This window comes from Thermococcus piezophilus, from assembly GCF_001647085.1.
In the GTDB taxonomy this organism is placed as follows: Archaea; Methanobacteriota_B; Thermococci; order Thermococcales; family Thermococcaceae; genus Thermococcus; species Thermococcus piezophilus.
Genome location: NZ_CP015520.1, coordinates 884011 through 902228, shown reverse-complemented (window position 1 = coordinate 902228; position 18218 = coordinate 884011). Strand labels below are relative to the sequence as shown.

19 protein-coding genes, 1 tRNA gene and 1 pseudogene are annotated in these 18218 nt (G+C 52.4%); 13 read left to right on the top strand and 8 right to left on the bottom strand.

The window, feature by feature from the left end; translation table 11 throughout:
- Position 1 precedes the first annotated feature (1 nt).
- Both porB and acs read left to right on the top strand, forming a co-directional pair.
- A complete protein-coding gene (gene porB, locus A7C91_RS04880) occupies positions 2 to 997 on the top strand; it encodes a pyruvate synthase subunit PorB (RefSeq protein WP_068665410.1) in 996 nt (331 codons plus the stop codon).
- Positions 998 to 1469: 472 nt separating this feature from the next.
- On the top strand, positions 1470 to 3410 hold the full coding sequence (gene acs, locus A7C91_RS04870; RefSeq protein ID WP_068665406.1) for an acetate--CoA ligase: 1941 nt from the start codon (positions 1470 to 1472) through the stop codon (positions 3408 to 3410).
- A gap of 10 nt (positions 3411 to 3420) precedes the next feature.
- Here acs and A7C91_RS04865 read toward each other — a convergent pair whose 3' ends face one another.
- Positions 3421 to 3621, bottom strand: a complete 201-nt coding sequence (locus A7C91_RS04865; RefSeq protein WP_068665404.1) for a hypothetical protein — start codon at positions 3619 to 3621, stop codon at positions 3421 to 3423.
- A 114-nt stretch (positions 3622 to 3735) separates the two neighbouring features.
- Between A7C91_RS04865 and A7C91_RS04860 the strand changes: the two genes are divergently transcribed.
- Both A7C91_RS04860 and A7C91_RS04855 read left to right on the top strand, forming a co-directional pair.
- On the top strand, positions 3736 to 4647 hold the full coding sequence (locus A7C91_RS04860) for an Mrp/NBP35 family ATP-binding protein (protein ID WP_068665402.1): 912 nt from the start codon (positions 3736 to 3738) through the stop codon (positions 4645 to 4647).
- A 131-nt stretch (positions 4648 to 4778) separates the two neighbouring features.
- Positions 4779 to 6143, top strand: coding sequence for a hypothetical protein (locus tag A7C91_RS04855; RefSeq protein ID WP_068665400.1), 1365 nt, complete (start codon positions 4779 to 4781; stop codon positions 6141 to 6143).
- Here the strand turns inward: A7C91_RS04855 and A7C91_RS04850 are convergent.
- From A7C91_RS04850 to A7C91_RS04835, 4 genes and pseudogenes are all read right to left on the bottom strand, one after another.
- Entirely contained in the window at positions 6127 to 6861 is a 735-nt protein-coding gene (locus tag A7C91_RS04850) for a DUF2110 family protein (RefSeq protein ID WP_068665398.1), read from the bottom strand. The two genes, A7C91_RS04855 and A7C91_RS04850, sit on opposite strands and share 17 nt — an antisense overlap.
- Before the next feature lie 34 nt (positions 6862 to 6895).
- Positions 6896 to 7441, bottom strand: coding sequence for a transcription factor E (gene tfe, locus A7C91_RS04845; RefSeq protein ID WP_068665396.1), 546 nt, complete (start codon positions 7439 to 7441; stop codon positions 6896 to 6898).
- Positions 7442 to 7583: 142 nt separating this feature from the next.
- Positions 7584 to 7867, bottom strand: a pseudogene (locus A7C91_RS04840) (hypothetical protein).
- Positions 7868 to 8005: 138 nt separating this feature from the next.
- Complete coding sequence (locus A7C91_RS04835; RefSeq protein ID WP_068665394.1) at positions 8006 to 8896, bottom strand: ADP-dependent ribose-1-phosphate kinase; 891 nt, start codon at positions 8894 to 8896, stop codon at positions 8006 to 8008.
- A 230-nt stretch (positions 8897 to 9126) separates the two neighbouring features.
- Here A7C91_RS04835 and A7C91_RS04830 point away from each other — a divergent pair, with 230 nt between their 5' ends.
- Positions 9127 to 9708, top strand: a complete 582-nt coding sequence (locus A7C91_RS04830; RefSeq protein WP_068665392.1) for a regulator of amino acid metabolism, contains ACT domain protein — start codon at positions 9127 to 9129, stop codon at positions 9706 to 9708.
- Between the two features lies 1 nt (position 9709).
- Here the strand turns inward: A7C91_RS04830 and A7C91_RS04825 are convergent, their stop codons facing one another.
- A complete protein-coding gene (locus A7C91_RS04825; protein WP_068665389.1) occupies positions 9710 to 9985 on the bottom strand; it encodes an acylphosphatase in 276 nt (91 codons plus the stop codon).
- A gap of 73 nt (positions 9986 to 10058) precedes the next feature.
- Here A7C91_RS04825 and cutA point away from each other — a divergent pair, with 73 nt between their 5' ends.
- Both cutA and A7C91_RS04815 read left to right on the top strand, forming a co-directional pair.
- Positions 10059 to 10370 carry a divalent-cation tolerance protein CutA gene (gene cutA / locus A7C91_RS04820; protein WP_068665388.1) on the top strand — a complete coding sequence of 104 codons (312 nt, stop codon included), beginning with the start codon at positions 10059 to 10061 and terminating at the stop codon, positions 10368 to 10370.
- Positions 10367 to 10954: an endonuclease dU gene (locus tag A7C91_RS04815; protein WP_068665386.1), complete on the top strand. Its 588-nt coding sequence runs from the start codon at positions 10367 to 10369 to the stop codon at positions 10952 to 10954. The genes cutA and A7C91_RS04815 overlap by 4 nt, the downstream gene beginning before the upstream one ends.
- A gap of 89 nt (positions 10955 to 11043) precedes the next feature.
- On the opposite strand, the gene A7C91_RS04810 is transcribed toward A7C91_RS04815, so the two are convergent.
- Entirely contained in the window at positions 11044 to 11880 is an 837-nt protein-coding gene (locus tag A7C91_RS04810; protein ID WP_068665384.1) for a universal stress protein, read from the bottom strand.
- 103 nt (positions 11881 to 11983) lie between these two features.
- On the opposite strand from A7C91_RS04810, the gene gcvT reads away from it, so the two are divergent.
- From gcvT to A7C91_RS11695, 3 genes are all read left to right on the top strand, one after another.
- On the top strand, positions 11984 to 13180 hold the full coding sequence (gene gcvT, locus A7C91_RS04805) for a glycine cleavage system aminomethyltransferase GcvT (protein ID WP_068665382.1): 1197 nt from the start codon (positions 11984 to 11986) through the stop codon (positions 13178 to 13180).
- Positions 13181 to 13621: 441 nt separating this feature from the next.
- On the top strand, positions 13622 to 13798 hold the full coding sequence (locus tag A7C91_RS11700; RefSeq protein WP_234394476.1) for a hypothetical protein: 177 nt from the start codon (positions 13622 to 13624) through the stop codon (positions 13796 to 13798).
- A gap of 52 nt (positions 13799 to 13850) precedes the next feature.
- Positions 13851 to 14039 carry a hypothetical protein gene (locus tag A7C91_RS11695; RefSeq protein ID WP_234394475.1) on the top strand — a complete coding sequence of 63 codons (189 nt, stop codon included), beginning with the start codon at positions 13851 to 13853 and terminating at the stop codon, positions 14037 to 14039.
- A 312-nt stretch (positions 14040 to 14351) separates the two neighbouring features.
- Here A7C91_RS11695 and A7C91_RS04795 read toward each other — a convergent pair.
- A tRNA-Trp gene (locus tag A7C91_RS04795) sits at positions 14352 to 14505 on the bottom strand.
- 96 nt (positions 14506 to 14601) lie between these two features.
- Here A7C91_RS04795 and A7C91_RS04790 point away from each other — a divergent pair.
- The 3 genes from A7C91_RS04790 to gor all read left to right on the top strand — a co-directional run bounded on the left by A7C91_RS04790 (position 14602) and on the right by gor (position 18206).
- Entirely contained in the window at positions 14602 to 14838 is a 237-nt protein-coding gene (locus A7C91_RS04790; protein ID WP_068665380.1) for a hypothetical protein, read from the top strand.
- A 112-nt stretch (positions 14839 to 14950) separates the two neighbouring features.
- On the top strand, positions 14951 to 16078 hold the full coding sequence (gene fbp / locus A7C91_RS04785) for a fructose-1,6-bisphosphate aldolase/phosphatase (RefSeq protein ID WP_068665378.1): 1128 nt from the start codon (positions 14951 to 14953) through the stop codon (positions 16076 to 16078).
- Between the two features lie 166 nt (positions 16079 to 16244).
- Positions 16245 to 18206, top strand: coding sequence for a glyceraldehyde-3-phosphate:ferredoxin oxidoreductase (gene gor, locus A7C91_RS04780; protein WP_068665376.1), 1962 nt, complete (start codon positions 16245 to 16247; stop codon positions 18204 to 18206).
- Positions 18207 to 18218: the final 12 nt, after the last annotated feature.

Sequence of the window (18218 nt, the reverse complement as noted above, 5' to 3'; positions counted from 1 at the left end):
GATGGCAGTTAGAAAGCCCCCCGTTACCACTCGCGAGTACTGGGCACCAGGTCACGCCGCCTGTGCTGGATGTGGATGTGCGACTGCTTTAAGGCTCGCCACCAAGGCCTTCAGTGAGGTCATGGAGGAGAAGTACGGGGACCCGGACGCCTTCGCGATAGCGCACGCGACTGGATGTATGGAGGTCGTTTCGGCGGTCTTCCCATACACAGCCTGGAAGGCCCCGTGGATTCACGTCGCCTTCGAGAACGCCGCTGCCGTTGCCAGCGGCATTGAAGCTGCTTGGAAAAAGCTCGGCAAGAAGGGTAAGATTCTCGCCATCGGTGGAGATGGTGGAACGGCAGACATCGGTATGCAGGCCCTCTCAGGAATGCTTGAGCGCTGGCACAACGTCGTCTACCTGATGTACGACAACGAGGCTTACATGAACACTGGAATCCAGAGGTCAAGTTCAACCCCATACGGAGCCTGGACCACCACTTCACCGCCGGGCAAGTACTCCATCGGTGAGGACAAGCCCAAGAAGTGGGTTGCCCTTATTGCCGCAGCCCACCAGATTCCGTACGTCGCCACAGCAAGCATAGGCAACCCCTTCGACTTCATCAGGAAGATGAAGAAGGCCGCCAAGGTCGATGGCCCTGCATTCGTCCAGGTCCAGTGTACCTGCCCGACCGGCTGGAAGAGCCCGCTTGAGAAGGGTGTCGAGATCGCCAGGCTCGCCATTGAGACCGGTGTCTGGCCGCTCTTCGAGATTGAGAACGGCGACATCTGGAACATCAAGATACAGGCTCCAGGTGGGGGCGCTAAGGTCAAGCGCAAGGATGGCAGGGTCGTTGCCATCGAGTTCAAGAAGCCCATCGAGGAGTATCTCAAGCTCCAGGGTAGGTTCAAGCACCTCTTCAAGCAGCCAGAAGCAATCGACCAGCTCCGCGAGCAGATCAAGACTATGTGGAAGGCCCTCGGCGTTGAGGTTACTCTACCCAAGCCGGGGGAGTGAGCCCCCTACTTTTCTTTTCCACTTTGCCATATTCAAAGGTGAACCAAAGTCCTTTTGTCAATCTTCTGTTGAGAATATCAGTAAGAGTTCCGCGGTTGAAGAGAGCCTCGACCTCGTGCACGTTCTGATCCTCATTGAATTGAAGGGAAGTAAAGCTGTGGAGCAGATATGGAGGCCTCAGAGATTGTCCAAATGATATCATTGACACATTCCGGATAGCGTTGTCTATTCTTCAGCCCTCCCCTCACGTGTGACATATTATTGTTAAACAATCGGCCCAAATAACTAAAAGTTTGTCAGATTTTCTGAAAAACACTCCAGACCCCACCGGGATTAGTGAATCTTCCTACCCACGGGCCCCCCACATCCCGAACATCCTGTTCCCGGTTTTTTCGTTAATTGACGATTATCATTTTGACAATAACCGTAAGAAATTTAAGACAACTTAATTCTGAGAAAGTCGGTGATTCCTATGCAGGTCGGAGAAGGATTTCTCCAGGAGAGGTACATTCCAATGCAGCATTTCAATGAGCTCCACAGAGGGTCGATAGAGAACTTGGAGGAGTTTTGGGCAGAGCAGGCGAAGGTTCTCGACTGGTTCAAGACATGGGACAAAGTCCTGGACGACTCCAAAGCACCGTTTTTCAGATGGTTCGTCGGCGGCGAGCTGAACGCCTCTTACAACGCCCTCGATAAGCACATAAAAGCCGGAAGAAGGAACAGGGCCGCGATAATCTGGGAGAGCGAATCCGGTGAAACGAGAACGCTGACGTACTATGAGCTCTACAGGGAAGTTAACCGCTTCGCCTCGGTTCTGAAGAACCTCGGGGTTAACAAGGGGGATAGGATAGTCATCTACATGCCACTAATTCCTGAGGTAGTTATAGCCATGCTTGCGAGCGCGAGAATTGGAGCCATCCACAGCGTCGTCTTCAGTGGCTTTTCCGCCGAGGCTCTGGCGACGAGGATAAACGATGCCAAAGCCAAGGTCGTCATCACGGCTGACTACCTCTACCGCCGCGGAAAAGCCCTGAACATAAAGGAGATCGTCGATAAAGCACTCCTTGAGACGCCGAGCGTGGAGAGCGTTGTTGTCCTAAAGAGGGGCGAAAACGGTATCAAAATGGTGGAGGGAAGGGACTACTACTGGCACAACCTTCTCGAAGGCGCCGAGAAGTACGTCGAGCCCGTTCATGTTAAGTCCAATCATCCGCTATTCATACTTTACACGAGCGGAACCACTGGTAAGCCGAAGGGAATAGTCCACTCCACCGGTGGCTACCTCGTCTACGTGGCCAAGACCATGGAATGGGCGTGGAAAATTAGGAATGACGACCTGTTCTGGAATACCGCAGATGTTGGCTGGATAACCGGCCACAGCTACCTCGTCTACGGCCCTCTGACCCTTGGATTAACGGTTATGATGTACGAGGGCGCCCTGAACTATCCGAAACCAGACAGGCCGTGGGAGATAATCGAGAAGCACGGCGTTACGATATTCTACACAGCACCGACGGCCATAAGGATGCTCATGCGATACGGGGACGAGTGGGTGAAGAAGCACGACCTTTCAAGCCTCCGCCTCCTCGGCACCGTAGGTGAGCCGATAAACCCCAGGGCCTGGAAGTGGTACTACGAAGTTGTTGGCGGCAGGAGGTGTCCGATAATAGACACCTGGTGGCAGACTGAGACCGGTGGCTACATGATATACCCCTCTGCAGGGATACAACTTCCTCCGCTAAAGCCGGGCTCGACAACCTTCCCCGGCCTTGGGGTTGACGCGGACGTTTTCAGGCAGGACGGAAGTCAGGCTGGACCCAATGAGAGGGGATTGCTCGTCATTAAAAAGCCCTGGCCCGGAATGCTCCTAGGCATATGGGGCAATGACGAAAGGTACATCAGGACATACTGGAAGCGCTTCAGCAGGCCGGAGGAGGGGGTGTGGATCTACTATCCGGCCGATTACGCAATGAAGGATGAGGATGGCTACTTCTGGGTATTCGGCAGAGCCGATGAGGTGCTCAACGTCTCCGGCCACAGACTCGGAACGGCTGAGATAGAGCACGCCCTTGTTCTCCATCCGGCAGTGGCGGAAGCTGCCGTAATAGGCAGACCCGACGAGGTCAAAGGTGAGGTTCCCGTTGCTTTCGTCATACTCAAAGAGGGTTATATCCCCAACGAGAGGCTCAAGCTCGAGCTGATCAGCTATGTCAGAGAAACTCTCAGCCCGATAGCGGCTCCAGCTGAGGTCTTCTTCGTCAACAAGCTCCCGAAGACAAGGAGCGGCAAGATCATGAGGCGCGTCCTCAAGGCCATTTCAACGGACAAGAGCCTAGGCGACCTCTCAACGCTGGAGGACGAAGCGAGCGTTGATGAAATAAAGGCAGCTCTAGAAGGCTTTAAAATGAGGTGAAGCTTTGACTTCAGTTTTTATCTTTTCTGAAGACGATGTCTAGATAGCCTGACTTGCCATCGAGGCCAATGTCCGGCCGCTCCACAAGATCAATCTTTGAGCAGCCAGAGGCTATTGACCAGCCCGCGAGCAGATAAAGGCCATGTGAAAGGTTCTCGGTGTTGATACTTCCCAAGCCGGGATAGTGATTTTCTCCCTCTCTGGCCGTCACTCCGTCAGCCCGCACTTCAGACTGCTGTCTATTCCACAAAAATGCCTAATAAGGGTCTCTTTATGACAAAACTTTTAAGCCCTTAGGCAGACCTAACTTCGGAGGTGGTTAAAAATGACTATCAAGACTCCCCCTACCCTGAACATAGCAGGATTGGGCGCTGACCCGCTCATCCAGAGGATAAACGAGAAGCAGAAAAAGTGGAAGTACAAGATAGCCGTCCTAAGCGGTAAGGGAGGCGTTGGGAAGAGCACCGTTGCTGTCAACCTCGCCGCTGCCCTTGCAAAGAAGGGTTACTTCGTCGGAATCCTCGACGCGGACATACACGGACCGAACGTGGCAAAGATGCTCGGTGTCGAGAAGGCCGACGTACTCGCTGAGAGGATGGAAGACGGCAGGTTCGAGATGATTCCGCCAATGAACGACTTCCTTGGCCAGACTACACCGATAAAGGTTATGAGCATGGGCTTTCTCGTTCCCAAGGATCAGCCGATCATCTGGCGCGGAGCCCTCGTCACGAAGGCCATAAAGCAGCTCTTCGGCGACGTCAAGTGGGGCGAGCTGGACTTTATGATAATTGACTTTCCGCCGGGAACCGGCGACGAGATCCTCACCGTCACTCAGACCCTCCATCTCGACGCGGCGATAATCGTCACGACTCCCCAAGAGGTTGCTCTCCTCGACACCGGCAAGGCCGTCAACATGATGAAGAGGATGGAAGTGCCCTACATAGCAGTCGTCGAGAACATGAGCTACCTCATCTGCCCGCACTGCGGCAACAAGATCGACCTCTTCGGAGAGGGAGGTGGAAAAAAGCTCGCCCAGAAGGAGGGCGTTGACTTCCTCGGTAAGATACCCATTGACCTCAAGGCCAGGGAAGCGAGCGACGCGGGAATCCCAATAGTCCTCTACGAGGACACCATGGCTGCAAAGGCATTCATGGAGATCGTCGACAAGCTCATAGCCAAGCTTGAGGATATGAAGAAGGATGAGGAAGAGAGCACTGAGGAATCCAAGGAAGAGTAAAAACATTTAAGCCCTTTTTCCCAATTCTTCACCGCGGCTGAGGCGGGCGGACGCCGTTGCCGTGAGGCCGCGCTGGACCTGGCTACATTAACTTTTTAACCAGACTTGGGTATTTCACTGGGAGGGATAGAATGAAGCGCGCCCTCGTTCTCATGCTCATCATCCTACTCACCGTTCCCTTCGTTTCTGGGGGTGAGCTGACTTACTATCCAGACCAGAGGGCATTTCAGGCGTTTCTAAGCTCCAACGCCACTTACAGGGTTGTAGGAGGAAACGAGACGTGGGCCAGGGCATGGGCGTATTACGTCGATGAAAAGCTCTCAACAGTAAAAGAAAGGGGAAACGAAACGCTCGTTCTCGTCGGGAACGTCTATAACAATCTCATGATAAAAGCACTCTGGCCCAAGACTGGTCTATCGGAAAACGCCTCACTTCTGCCTTCCGTCATCGTGCTCAACGGGACGGTTCTCATAACCGGCACGGAAGAGAACATCTATATGACAGAAAGGGCATTCGAAGAGCTCTGGAGCCCACCAGTGGAATCTCAGGTAAGCTTCGCAGTTCTGCTCGCTCTAATAGCCATCGTTTTCATGCTCGCCCTCAGAAAGGATAAAACCTACGCTGGCAGTTTCTACGCTCTGACCCTGTCCCTATTCGTACTGTGGTACCTCACGGCCCAGATCCCAAGAATGAGTGAAGTTTTCCTCCAAGACTTCCTCCAGGGCCTTAAATTCGCAGTTGGAGGCTCACCGGATTCTCCCCTGGGAGCGATACTCGGCGGATTCTTTATGGTCGTAAGACCCATTGAGGAGAACCTTGTCTTCGCCCACTGGATACTCATCCTTCTGCTCATATCGTTCTCCTTTTACATAGCACCGAAGCGCGCTCGGGAACTGGGATTCATAGTCTTCGGCCTGAGCTTCGCTTCGCCGATGTTCAGGAACTACCTCCACCATCTCGATGGAACCACCCTCGGCTTGGCCTTCTTCTTAATCACGCTGGCGATAATAAGCAACATACATTTCTCGCCCAACAAAGTGAAAGCCTTCATCCAGACCCTCATACTCTCGACGTTCACTCTATTGACTCTGGCAATAAACCCATACCTCGCCGCAATTCCACTCCTCTTCGTCATGGTATTTCCCAAGAGGCGCCTAAGAAACTATGCATACCTGCTCATGACCGGCGTTGGACTGGCGCTCCTATACGTCTACTTTGGCCTCCCAAGTGGTGTGCCGAGGCACATGAACCCCAACGGCTGGCGATACCTGGTGAGGTTCCTCCTGAACACGGCGCTAGCGATTCTCGTTATAGTTTACGCGGTGATCTACAGAGAAAAAAGCACAAAGATGAGGGGCCAGACGCCCTTCCTGATGATGATGGCGGCAATTTACATCCCGCTAGCACTTTTTATTCCGGAGCTGCTGCCTTACTGCTTCATAATCCTTTCCTCACTTGTTGCGAGGATAATTTACATACTCACACTCCAAACTTGATGGCGCCTATAACAGCCCGTCTGAGGTGCGGGCCAATCTCCTTGATGATTCCCGGTGCTTGTGTTCCCTTCTTTAGTATTAGGAGTGTCTCCATCAGGCCCAACTCTTCTATGCGCTTCACGTCCCTGCCGTGGCCCGTTGTTATGAGGGCCTTTTCAACGTTCTCACTGATGGTTCCCGTTACGAAAAGCTTGTCATGACCGTCGCTCAGCCAGGACTTTATGCGCTTGAGCTGAGCATCGGTGAATGCCACTTCGACCTCCCTCGCGCCGAACTCGACAGTCGTAACAACGACCTCAACGGGCAGGTTGTCCACCCATCCGAACTTTCTGATCATCTCCCTGACGGGCATCTCACCAAAGGTTTCCTTGAGGTAATAGAGAGAAAGAAGCGCGTCCTTAGGCTTAGGAGAAAAAATTCCCATGTCAACGTAGGCGCCGTATCCGACCTTTCCAAGGTCTATGAACCTGCCGCGGTAAACTTCACTCTCTTTAACCGCACTCAGCCTGTAGGGAACTTCTCCGAATTCCTCGCGCACGAGGTTTGCCGATATTTCCTCATCTTCTCCGTTTAGACTGACCTTAACCCACTGCTTTTTGACAGCTGAAAGCTTCCACTCAACTTCTAAATCACCAAGGAACGACTTAAGCTTTTTGTCAAGCTTGAGAAAGCCGCTCCTGTCCCCGTAAACCTTCTCCAGAATAACTACTTCCTGCATCTCTACCATCCCCGAAGTTCATTAAATAGACCATTCAACTTGACTTTTTCGTGGACCTCTTTGGCTTCTTCTTGAGGCCGAGCTCGATTTCAAGATCCTCTATGCGCCTCTTGAGCTCCTCAACGACGACAGTGTTGTCGTACTGCATGAGCATGTTGCCGCATATCGGACACTGGAATTCGTACTCAATGGCCTCATCAAAGGTCAGCTTTGGATGTCCAGGAGTTCCGCAGTGGTAGTAAATCTCGCTGGTTTCTTCCTCAAGCATTTCCTTGAGCTTCTTTAGCTCGGCCATCTTTTTGGAGCGAATTATCTCCGGCAACCTCTTGGTCTCAAGGCGCCAGTAGTAATAATACCAGCCGGTCTCTTTATCCTTTATACGCTTGAACTCGGCCAAACCTTGGTCGTAGAGCATGTAGAGAACCTTTCTGACGGTGTTGACTCGGATGCCCGTTATCTCCGCTAGCTCTTCATCGGTTGACTCCTTCTTTTTCTCGAGAGCCTTGATTACCTCAACGGCCTCTTCTCCACCCATGTCCATAGCGAGTTCCAAGAGCTCCTTGTCCTTTCTCCTTGCCACAATAACGACCTCCAGAGAATATTTGACGATTCTGGGTTTGACCTCTGAGCTCTGTCCAATAATAGACTATGTGGTCTAGAGTATATATAGGTTTTTGTCAGATTTCCAACTCCAATGAACAGAAAAGAACATTGAATGAAAATTAGTCAGTGAAATACTCATCGAGCAGTCCTTGGCAGAGGGCTTGTAGAGCTCCATCACCTCGATATCCTCGATGACGTTGCCCTCCTTGAGCTTGAGCTTGACCTTGCCCCCGTATACCTGGAGATCATCGAGCATGCCGTAGATTGCATCCTCAGCCTCCAGAGGGCTCTTGAACTTCATTACATACTCTCCACTCTGGTCAATAAGCTTGACCCAGTACTCGTTCTTCCTCTTGAATGGTCTGGTGATCTTTGGTTTGAAGTTGTCCACTACGATTTCCAACCGAGTCACCTCCGAAATCGAGGTTCCCTGTCCTTCTTAACCCTTAGGGGTTCAATCTTTTAAGGGTTTCTAAAAAACTCAGGGTGGGTGGAGGCCTTAGGAGTGGCAGGATGCACCGGGAGCCCACAATAATCACCCTCAAGGCCTATCGAAGGGCAGCCTAAAGCCGAGCTCCTCCGCAATATCCATAACCTTTTCGAGAGGCACTATGGCCGCCCTGGCCCCTACCTTCTGAACGGTCAGATAGGCGAGCAACATTCCGAGAGTGGCGGCATCCCTTAGATGCCATCCGTTGAGAACACCGTATATCAGTCCAGCATCAAATGAATCACCGGCTCCGGTTGAGTCAACTACCTCAGCGCTGAGGCCCCTGACCTCATAAACGTTACCGTCCTCGTCCCGCAGAAGTGCCCCGCCCCCGTTGAGGGTTACAATAACGTTTTTGGCACGGGATTTGGATAGGTCAAGGTCACCAAACTTCCGCCTGAATTCATCCTCGTTCATTAGGAGGTAGTCAATCTTTTCCTCAATCCCCACTGGAAGCTCCGCCTCACCTATGTCCAAGGATACCTCTATCCCATTTTCATAGGCAAAGTCGACGACTTTAACTATGACCTCTGAAGGATTCGAGGAGAGGTGTACGTGCCCAGTACGGGCGAGGTAGTCAAAATCAACTTCCTTCATCAGGTTTGCGCCTGGATACTTAACTATCCTCTTGTCCTCGCCGTGTATCATCGCCACGGCTATGCCCGATGGAGCATCAACGACTTTTATCCCGTCGGTATTGACACCTATGCGCTTGAAATATGCCAGATGCGCCTCACCGATCTCATCCTTCCCAACGGCACCTATGAACCCAGTTTTAAGCCCGAAGTGCGCCAGCCAGGAGATTGTGTTAGCGGCCGCTCCCCCCAGACCAAAGAACGCACTTTTAGCACTCACCTTCTCGTGGAATTCAGGAAAGCGTTCAACGAGCATTATGATGTCATAGTTCAGATTGCCAATTCCTATTACGTCAAACTTATCCATCACCCTCACCTCTGAAAAGAAGGATACATGCTCTTTCGTTAATAACCTTGCGGTGATTCATGCGCAAGAAGCTTTGCATGGTAAAGTTGCAACTTTAGAACAATTAATACTTTTCTGCCACCATCAGGATGCTTGAGCGTTATCGAAAGTAGCACTTGCCAAGGGTCAAGACCAGGGAGAAAGATTTAAATATCCATTCTTACCCATATGTGAGTAAGAGGTGAACAAAAATGATGCTCATACTTGAGGTGTATTTCAAGAACTACCCCGCAAGGAGGAAGGTGGCGGAGTTCCTTTTCGAGAACGGCCTCAGCGTCAAGAATGGAAAGATATACCTGCGGAACGTGGAGGTCCCAATAAGCGAGCTATCCAGAGTTATCGGTGTTAACAGGAAGATCGTCTACCACACAATAGAATATATCGAGAAGACGTACCCGCTTAAACTCATATTCGAGAAGCTCAATCCTCTGTCTAGTCTGATAGAGGTCGCTCCGCTAATGGGGTGGGAAGTGCTCGAGATAGAGTTGGAGAAGGACGCTTATCTAACAGGATTTTCGAAGGTTCTGGAGCTGCTGGCAGAGAACGGGGTTCCAGTAATGGAAGTGTTCAGCAGAAACCTCCATGAGGAGCCGGGCAAGCTCTACATCGTCATCGATGGAACGCTGCCCGTTGATGTTTTCATGAAGATCAAGGAGATGGAGGGCTTCAAGAAGCTCATCCTCCACACACCGGAGAAGGATAAAGAAAAGTTCGTCTGCAACTACTGTGAGGTCAAGTACTGCCCCAAAAGGGTTCTCCTCGAGAGGGCATAACTCATCCGGCAACTCTGGAGCCCTGCTCTCCCCGAGGTTCTTCCCATTTTACCTCCACACGGGTTACCCTCGCCAGTGGCGGCCCCTGATGCGCCCAGCCTATCAAAGCCTCAACCCTCTCCAAATCGCCTTCAAGAACTGCCTCAACGGTTCCATCGGGCATGTTCTTAACCCACCCGCTCACGCCGAGCTTTCTCGCCTCTCTCTGCATGCTCCATCGGAAACCAACGCCCTGAACGCGGCCGTAGATTTTAATGTGTGCCCGCACCCGCTGCATATGGCATCCCACCGTTATTAACCCCGCAACCGATTTAAGCTTATCCATCGAAAACTCCTTGGAGGTGAGGGAAATGGAGATGATACTCGTCTACACCACTTTTCCAGACTGGGAGAGCGCCGAAAAAACCATCAAAACCCTACTCGAGAAGAAGCTCATCGCCTGCGCCAACCTGAGGGAGCACAAGGCCTTTTACTGGTGGGAGGAGAAGATCACAGAGGACAACGAGGTCGGCGCGCTCCTAAAGACCGACGTGAGTAAGTGGAAAGAGCTGAAGGAGGTCATCATAGAGCTTCACCCCTACACCGTGCCGCTCATAATGAGGGTAGACATCGACAAGGTAAACGGGGAGTATGCCCGTTGGCTCGAAGAGGTTCTGAAGTGATAAGGAAGGTCAAGCCCCAGGTCCGCGTGGTTGGCTTCGACGACGGGACTTTCTTCTTTTCTTCCAAGCTGAACCGAGATAAGACCATCCTAATCGGTGTCGTCATGAAGGGCTCTCAGGAGGTTGTCGGGGTTCTCTCGCGCTGGATAACAGTGGACGGAACCAACGCAACCGATGCAATGATAGATGCCGTCCTCAACTCCCGCTTCAAGGATCTCCGGGTCATCATGCTCAAAGGCATAACCTATGCCGGATTCAACGTCGTGGACGTTGAGAGGCTCCACCGCGAGACGGGACTTCCCGTTGTGATCGTGATCAGGAAAAAGCCCAACCTAGCGGCCATGGAGGAGGCTTTGAGAAAGCACTTTCCAGATGCCAGCGAGAGGATTTCCCTGCTAAGGAGGGCTCCTCTCCTGGTAGAGCTCGTCCCTAGGAGGCTCTACCTTCAGGCCGTTGGGCTTGACCAAGAAACCGCGGCCGAGATAGTTAGGGTGACCACGAAAACGGGACTCACCCCCGAACCTTTAAGACTAGCCCATATGATAGCAAGTGCAGTAATGACGGGCGAAAGCACTAGGGAGTAGCTTTTTAAGGTATGGAACAAAGGAAAAACGACCGATGATGGCAACAGGGTAGCTACCGAATTTGATGTGGAAGCCGTTCCAGTCTGAGGTTAGTCACACGGCACGAGCAGGACGGGGAGTTTGGAATCCCTTATGACCCTCTCCGCCGTGCTGCCGAGGAGCAGGTCCTTAATAAAGCTCCTCCCCTTCTTACCGATAACTATGAGCGTGGCCCTCTTGGCGATAGCGGTTCCTATTAGTGCCTGAGAAGCCGAACCAATGAGCACTTCCATCTCAAAAGGCACCTTAAAGCCCTTTGCAGACTTCTCGAGGTTCCTCTTGGCGATCTCTATGTTGTGCTCCAGATCATCAATCTTTCCGTAATCGACGGAGTGAAGAAGCACCCCTCTCTCCACGAGCTCCTCGAACTCCCTGACGGTTTTCAGCACCTTTATAGAGCACTTAGAGAAGTCTATTGAGATGAGGGGTTGCTTAAAGATCTCAGCGCAGTCCAGTGGAAGTTCAAAGCCCTCATCGTTCTTCACGTACTTGAGAAGAAGGACGGGCTTCTTGGTGGCTCTCGCGAGGTTCGAAGCCGTGCTACCCACGAACATTACCCTCCAGATGTTTTCGCCCACGCTCGGGATCACCACAAGGTCGATGTCGTGCTCCTCAGCTGCCTCAGAAATCTCTATCGAGGGGATGCCGATTCTCACTATGGGATTTACCCGCACGCCCGTCGTCTTCAGCTCCTTGGAGAGTTCTTCTAACCTATCTCTGTAGATATCCTCCAGTTCAAAGGCCTCGAACTCCGCAACGGTGATATCGATGACGTGGATGAGGTGAAGTTCCTCCACACCCAAAGAGAGCAACTTCGGAATGCAGTTCCTGAGCGCGTGGAGCGATATCTCGGAAAAGTCAGTCGGATACAAAATCTTCTCAAACATCCTTGACCACCCCAGTATTGTTTTGTCCATCGATGTTTATTACTGTTGCCCTGCTAGTGGAAAGTATTATAACACTCAGAGCCAATTTTGAGCGGTGATGATTATGGTGAAGAGGGTGCACATCTTTGACTGGCACAAGGAAAACGCCAAGAAGGTTGAGGAGTTTGCTGGCTGGGAGATGCCCATCTGGTACTCCAGCATAAAGGAGGAGCACCTGGCCGTTAGAAACGGCGTGGGCATCTTCGACGTTTCCCACATGGGTGAGTTCATATTCATGGGCAAGGACGCCCTGGAGTTCCTCCAGTACGTTACCACTAACGACATAGCCAAGCCGCCGGCCATAAGCGGAACCTACACTCTCGTTCTGAACGAGAGGGGCGCTGTAAAGGACGAGACGCTCGTCTTCAACATGGGGAACGACACCTACATGATGGTCTGCGACAGCGATGCATTCGAGAAGCTCGAGGCCTGGTTCAACGCGATAAAGAGAGGAATCGAGAAGTTCGGCGAGCTCGACCTTAAGATAGAGAACAAGACCTACGACATGGCAATGTTCTCCATCCAGGGGCCGAAGGCGAGGTACTTGGCAAAGGACCTCTTCGGAATAGACATCAACGACCTCTGGTGGTTCCAGGCCAAGGAGGTAGAGCTCGATGGCATAAAGATGCTTCTCTCGAGGAGCGGCTACACTGGCGAAAACGGCTTCGAGCTCTACTTCGAGGACGCCAACCCTTACCACCCCGACCCAACAAAGAGGGGCGAGCCCGAGAAGGCCCTCCATGTCTGGAAGACGATTCTGGAGGCCGGTGAGCAGTACGGCATAAGACCAGCTGGCCTCGGCGCTCGTGACACGCTCAGGCTTGAGGCTGGCTACACACTCTACGGCAACGAGACCAAGGAGCTTCAGCTCCTCAGCACGGACATAGACGAGGTCACCCCACTCCAAGCCAACCTTGACTTCGCGATATTCTGGGACAAGGAATTCATAGGAAAGGAAGCCCTCTTCAAGCAGAGGGAGCGCGGCATTCCGAGGAAGCTCGTCCACTTCAAGATGGTCGACAAGGGCATACCCAGGGAGGGCTACAAGGTCTACAAGGACGGGGAGCTCATCGGAGAGGTCACCAGCGGAACCAGCTCACCTCTCCTCGGCATTGGAATAGGCATCGCCTTTGTCAAGATGGAATATGCCAAGCCGGGCATTGAGCTGGAGATCGAAATAAGAGGCAAGCCCAAGAAGGCCGTGACCGTTGCTCCCCCATTCTATGACCCCAAGAAGTACGGCGCCTTCAGGGAGGAGTGAAAGCTTTTTATTTCCCTTTCCCATTTCTCACCATGTCCAAAAAGCACGCGGTTGGAGCGATTCTGCTGTGGTCAACGGTTGCCTCTGCATTCAAGCTCTCGCTTAGATACCTAACCCCCTCCAGCTACTATTCTACGCTTCCCTAACGTCGCTAATTCTCTTCGGGGTTCTCTGCTCCAGGGACTTCTCGCTTAGGGGAGAGAACCCCCGCTCAGCTTATCTTGGCCTGATAAACCCTTTCCTCTACCACACTGTCCTCTTCTCAGCATATGAACGCCTACCATCTCAGGAAGCGCAGGCTTTAAACTACACCTAGCCCCTAATGCTCGTCCTCCTCTCAGTTCCCATTCTGGGAAAGAAGCCGAGCTTTAGGGCACTGGTCGACCTGCTCCTCGGCTTCCTCGGTGCTCTCGTGGAGCTACGAAAGGAAACCTAGCCGACTTGGACTTTACCGATCCTCTCGGCGTTCTCTTCGGCTTCGGGAGCGCGATAATATGGGCTCTCTACTGGATTCTCAACCTCCACGACGAGAGACTTTTGGTGGAGAAGATGTTCTGGAACTTCATCTTCGGCTTTGCCTACAGTTCAGTCATAGTTTTTTCTCAGCGGGAGCATTGAGATATCAGAGGCAAAGGCTCTCGCCGGAGCCGTTTACGTCGGCCTCTTTAAGATGGGGATAACGTTTCTCCTCTGGTATAAAGCCGTTGAAAGCGACGTGGCTTTCGCATCGAGCCTGGCTTATTTAGTGCCATTCCTCTCGTTGGTATTCATATCGGAGGTCGTAGGCGGGAGCATAGCCCCGTCAACGGTTGTGGGACTGGCGATGATAGTTGGGGGCATACTGCTCGGAAAGAAGTGAACAAGCTTTGAATTAGCGGCAACCTTTGCGAAGTTGACCAAAGTTGTGACTGCTCGATAAATTGACCGATTACCAGTGTGCACCCCCAATGCGCTCACATGAAGTATGATTTCAGTGTAAGGAGCGCATTGAATCTTGAGTCTGCTTTTCTTTTTGACGCCCGAAGGGCGTCGATTGGGGGAACTCAGAATGTAGGTGTGTTGTGAAATTCTAAAGAATATAAAACATCCTCTTGGGGATGCAACTTTAATCTGGCCTGTTAAAACAGTCAGAACTTTTTGATAAACTTCGACTTCGCGAAGTTTGAGAGAATGGTGGGGGCGCGGGGATTTGAAAACGGTCGGATCGGATGACGTCCGCGGGTTTCTCCGGGTCAGAGCTCCAAAGGCTCATCCCCAATCAGCAAACCCGCAAGTCCTCATACCTCTGGAGCCCGCGATGATGGACCAAGCTACACCACGCCCCCATCCAGCCTAACCTTACTGAGAGCAGGTTTATAAGTTTTGTGTTGGACGGAAGTTTTATTAACTTTGGCTTATAAAAATTTAACAAGGTGATTGTTATGGAGGAGCCCATCCTCATCGGAAAGGACAAGTTCATGATAAGCGAGGACGAGACAGCCAAGAGGGAGCTCCGCGTTGTTAAAGTCCACGACGACGTCATCCAGGTTCAGGAGGAGGTTCACGGGATAATAGCCCTTGTTGGCGCCAGCTCAAGCGTCAATATCAAGAAGGAAGAACTGAAGAACCTCATCAAGGTTGTCAAAGAAAAGTTTGGCTGGACGGACATCTGCGAGTGAGCTTTTCGCTTCTTCCCAAAACTTCGGTTTTTGACGTCTTTCTGTGTATCATTTATGGTGATATTAACGTTTTATAAGTATAAAAGTGATTAGAGATACCGAGGTGATTGCTATGGCCATTGGAGAAAAGATAACCATCAGCGTCATCAAGGCAGACATAGGTGGCTGGCCCGGGCATTCGAGGGTTCACCCTCAGCTCATCGAGACGGCTGAAGAGGCTCTGGCTAAGGCCAAGGAAGAAGGCACCATAATTGACTTCTACGTAGCCTATGCAGGTGATGACCTCCAGCTCATCATGACCCACAAGAAGGGCGTTGACAGCCCAGATGTTCACGGTATGGCCTGGAAGGCCTTCGAGGAGGCCACCAAGGTCGCCAAAGAGCTTGGCCTCTACGGAGCCGGCCAGGACCTTCTCAAGGACGCCTTCAGCGGCAACATTCGCGGTATGGGTCCTGGCATTGCCGAGATGGAGATAACCCTGAGGAAGAGCGAGCCGATAGTTACCTTCCACATGGACAAGACCGAACCTGGAGCCTTCAACCTGCCGATATTCAGGATGTTTGCGGATCCATTCAATACCGCCGGACTGGTCATAGACCCCAGCATGCACATTGGCTTCAGGTTTGAAGTCTGGGATATACTCAAGCACAAGCGCGTTATACTCAACACCCCAGAGGAAGTCTACGACCTCTTAGCTCTTATCGGCGCCAAGAGCCGCTACGTGATAAAGCGCGTCTTCCCGAAGGAGGGCCACAAGATAAGCAAGGATGAACCGGTAGCCGTTATCAGCACGGAGAAGCTCTACGAGATAGCCGGCGAGTACGTCGGCAAGGATGACCCAGTTGCCATTGTTAGGGCCCAGAGCGGCCTCCCGGCCCTTGGAGAAGTCCTCGAGCCCTTCGCCTTCCCGCACCTCGTCAGCGGCTGGATGCGCGGAAGCCACAACGGCCCTATAATGCCCGTTCCGATGCACTACGCCAACCCCACGAGGTTCGACGGTCCACCGAGGGTCGTTGCCCTCGGCTGGCAGATAAGCCCAGAAGGAAAGCTCGTCGGCCCAGTTGACCTCTTCGACGACCCAGCCTTCGACTACGCCAGGCAAAAGGCCCTTGAGATAACCGAGTACATGCGCAGGCACGGACCCTTCGAGCCTCACAGGCTGCCTCTCGAGGACATGGAGTACACTACACTTCCGGGCGTCCTCAAGAAGCTGGAAGAGCGCTTTGAGGACATAGAGTGATTTCCTTTCTCCTTTCTCGTGTTCTATTCTCAGTTTCTCCTCCTAACTTATGTAGACACACAACTTTTAATATCCCAACGACCTAATCCTTACATAGGCTCGCCGGAAGCCTTAAATATTCTTGATTCCGATATCAACACTCGAAGTGATACAAAGGGGTGAGACCATGAAGTTCACTGTCCTCAAGCTCAACCTAAGTGAAAATAAAGTTGAGAGCGAGGAGCTAGAAAAGGAAGGAATCTATGGAATCATCGACTATGGAATCGAGCTCCACGAGAGCCTTAAAACTTATGAACTCAAACCATATGATCCAGAAAATGTTGTCGTTATGGGGATGGGACCCTTTGCGGGCTCGACACTTCCCGGAGCTCACAGGCTGATGTTCTTCTTCCGCTCACCGCTCTATGGAACGCTCTTCCCCTCGGCCATGGGTGGAGCGGCCTACGCCTTCAAGAACGTCGGGATTGACTTCGTCACCTTCGAAGGCAAAGCAGAGAAGCCCGTCGTGGTACTCCTCTACAACGACGGCAAAAACGTCAAAGTCAAGCTTCACGAGATTGATGCTGAGAAGGTCATCGAGATCTGGCGCGGCTACAAGGACGAAGAGGGTGTCTATGCCCTTACGCAGTACCTAATAGACATCGTCGGCGAGAAGGTTCAGGGTATAGAGTACAGAATAGCCGTCGTTGGCCCGGCCGCGCTGAACACCAACTACGGCGCAATATTCTCTCAGGCATTGAGGAACGGTAAGAGGCTAGTTGGAAGCGAGGACTGGGCCGCCCGCGGTGGTTCCGGAAGCGTTCTCCTCAGGGCACACAACGTGGTCGGCATAATCTTTGGAGGAAAGCCAAAGAAGAAGGCCTTCCCAGAAGAAGACATCTCCAACTTCAAGACCGCCAAGACCATCGTTGAGGGCGTCCACAAGAAGTCCTACAACGAGATTATCAGCGAGAAAACAACGAAGTACCGCTTTAACCCGAAGCTCAACACTGGCGGAACCTTCGGCGGCAACTATCCGGCAGAGGGCGACTTCGTCCCGATACTCAACTGGCAGATGCCGTACATCCCAAAGGAGGAGCGCATAAGGATCCACGAGAGCATAATAAAGCATTACTGGGAGCCCTTCAATAAGGAAGCCATCGAAACCAAGAACTGGACGACCTGCGGCGAGCCGTGTCCCGTCGTCTGTAAGAAGCACCGCCGCGGCCACCACGTTGAATACGAGCCCTATGAAGCCAACGGCCCGCTCAGCGGAAGCATAAGCCTGAAAGCAAGCGACATAAGCGTTCATGCGGTTGACGCCATGGGCTTCGACGCGATTGAGTTCGGCGGAACGGCAGCGTGGGTCCTTGAACTGGTTCACCGCGACCTGCTCAAGCCAGAGGAGGTCGGTGTGAGCGGAAAACCAGAGTTCACCAAGGAGGCCCTCCTTGAACGCCCGGTCAAGGCGAGTGAGGTCAATGCTAAGCTCGTGGCCGAGTTAGCGCACCGCGTTGCCTTTGCTGAGAACGAGATAGCAAGAATAATTGGCTTCGGCAAGAGAAAGGCAAGCAAGATACTCGACGAGAAGTTCAAGGACAGGCTTAAGTACGGCGAGAGCTTCAGGGACTACGGCGTGTTCGTCCCGCTCGGCGAGGACGGTGAGATGACGCCGACGATGTACTGGGCCATAGGTAACTACATCCCGCTGCCGATTCAGGGAAGATACTGGACATTCTACCAGTTCGGCGTCTTCCTTGAGCCGGAGGAGCTGGCGAGCAGGATAATAGCAAGCGCACTCTGGGAGTTCTGGTACGACAACGTCGGCTGGTGCCGCTTCCACCGCGGCTGGATGAAGCCCGTCCTCAAGGCACTCTTCATGGACGCCTACGGAGAGAACGTCGACATGGAGGAGCACGCGAAGAAGCAGATAAAGCGCCTCATTAAGTTCGCGAAGAAATCTGGATATATTCCAGTATTCTGGGACAGCATGCGCGTCATTGACCTAGTCGCTGCCGGCAGCGAGGAGTTCGGCAACGAAAAGTGGACGGAAAAGTTTAAGATAGACAAGGTTGGCACGGCGAAGGAATACCTTGAAAAAGTGCTCAATGCGTACAGCGAGATGCTTGGAGTCGATTGGAGGCTCTGACCTTTCATTTTC

Coding starts and splice junctions, on each gene's coding strand:
- porB (WP_068665410.1), top strand. CDS start 2: ATGGCAGTTAGAAAGCCCCCCGTTACCACTCGCGAGTACTGGGCACCA.
- acs (WP_068665406.1), top strand. CDS start 1,470: ATGCAGGTCGGAGAAGGATTTCTCCAGGAGAGGTACATTCCAATGCAG.
- A7C91_RS04860 (WP_068665402.1), top strand. CDS start 3,736: ATGACTATCAAGACTCCCCCTACCCTGAACATAGCAGGATTGGGCGCT.
- A7C91_RS04855 (WP_068665400.1), top strand. CDS start 4,779: ATGAAGCGCGCCCTCGTTCTCATGCTCATCATCCTACTCACCGTTCCC.
- A7C91_RS04850 (WP_068665398.1), bottom strand. CDS start 6,861: ATGCAGGAAGTAGTTATTCTGGAGAAGGTTTACGGGGACAGGAGCGGC.
- A7C91_RS04835 (WP_068665394.1), bottom strand. CDS start 8,896: ATGGATAAGTTTGACGTAATAGGAATTGGCAATCTGAACTATGACATC.
- A7C91_RS04830 (WP_068665392.1), top strand. CDS start 9,127: ATGATGCTCATACTTGAGGTGTATTTCAAGAACTACCCCGCAAGGAGG.
- A7C91_RS04825 (WP_068665389.1), bottom strand. CDS start 9,985: ATGCAGCGGGTGCGGGCACACATTAAAATCTACGGCCGCGTTCAGGGC.
- cutA (WP_068665388.1), top strand. CDS start 10,059: ATGGAGATGATACTCGTCTACACCACTTTTCCAGACTGGGAGAGCGCC.
- A7C91_RS04810 (WP_068665384.1), bottom strand. CDS start 11,880: ATGTTTGAGAAGATTTTGTATCCGACTGACTTTTCCGAGATATCGCTC.
- gcvT (WP_068665382.1), top strand. CDS start 11,984: ATGGTGAAGAGGGTGCACATCTTTGACTGGCACAAGGAAAACGCCAAG.
- A7C91_RS11695 (WP_234394475.1), top strand. CDS start 13,851: ATGGGGATAACGTTTCTCCTCTGGTATAAAGCCGTTGAAAGCGACGTG.
- A7C91_RS04790 (WP_068665380.1), top strand. CDS start 14,602: ATGGAGGAGCCCATCCTCATCGGAAAGGACAAGTTCATGATAAGCGAG.
- fbp (WP_068665378.1), top strand. CDS start 14,951: ATGGCCATTGGAGAAAAGATAACCATCAGCGTCATCAAGGCAGACATA.
- gor (WP_068665376.1), top strand. CDS start 16,245: ATGAAGTTCACTGTCCTCAAGCTCAACCTAAGTGAAAATAAAGTTGAG.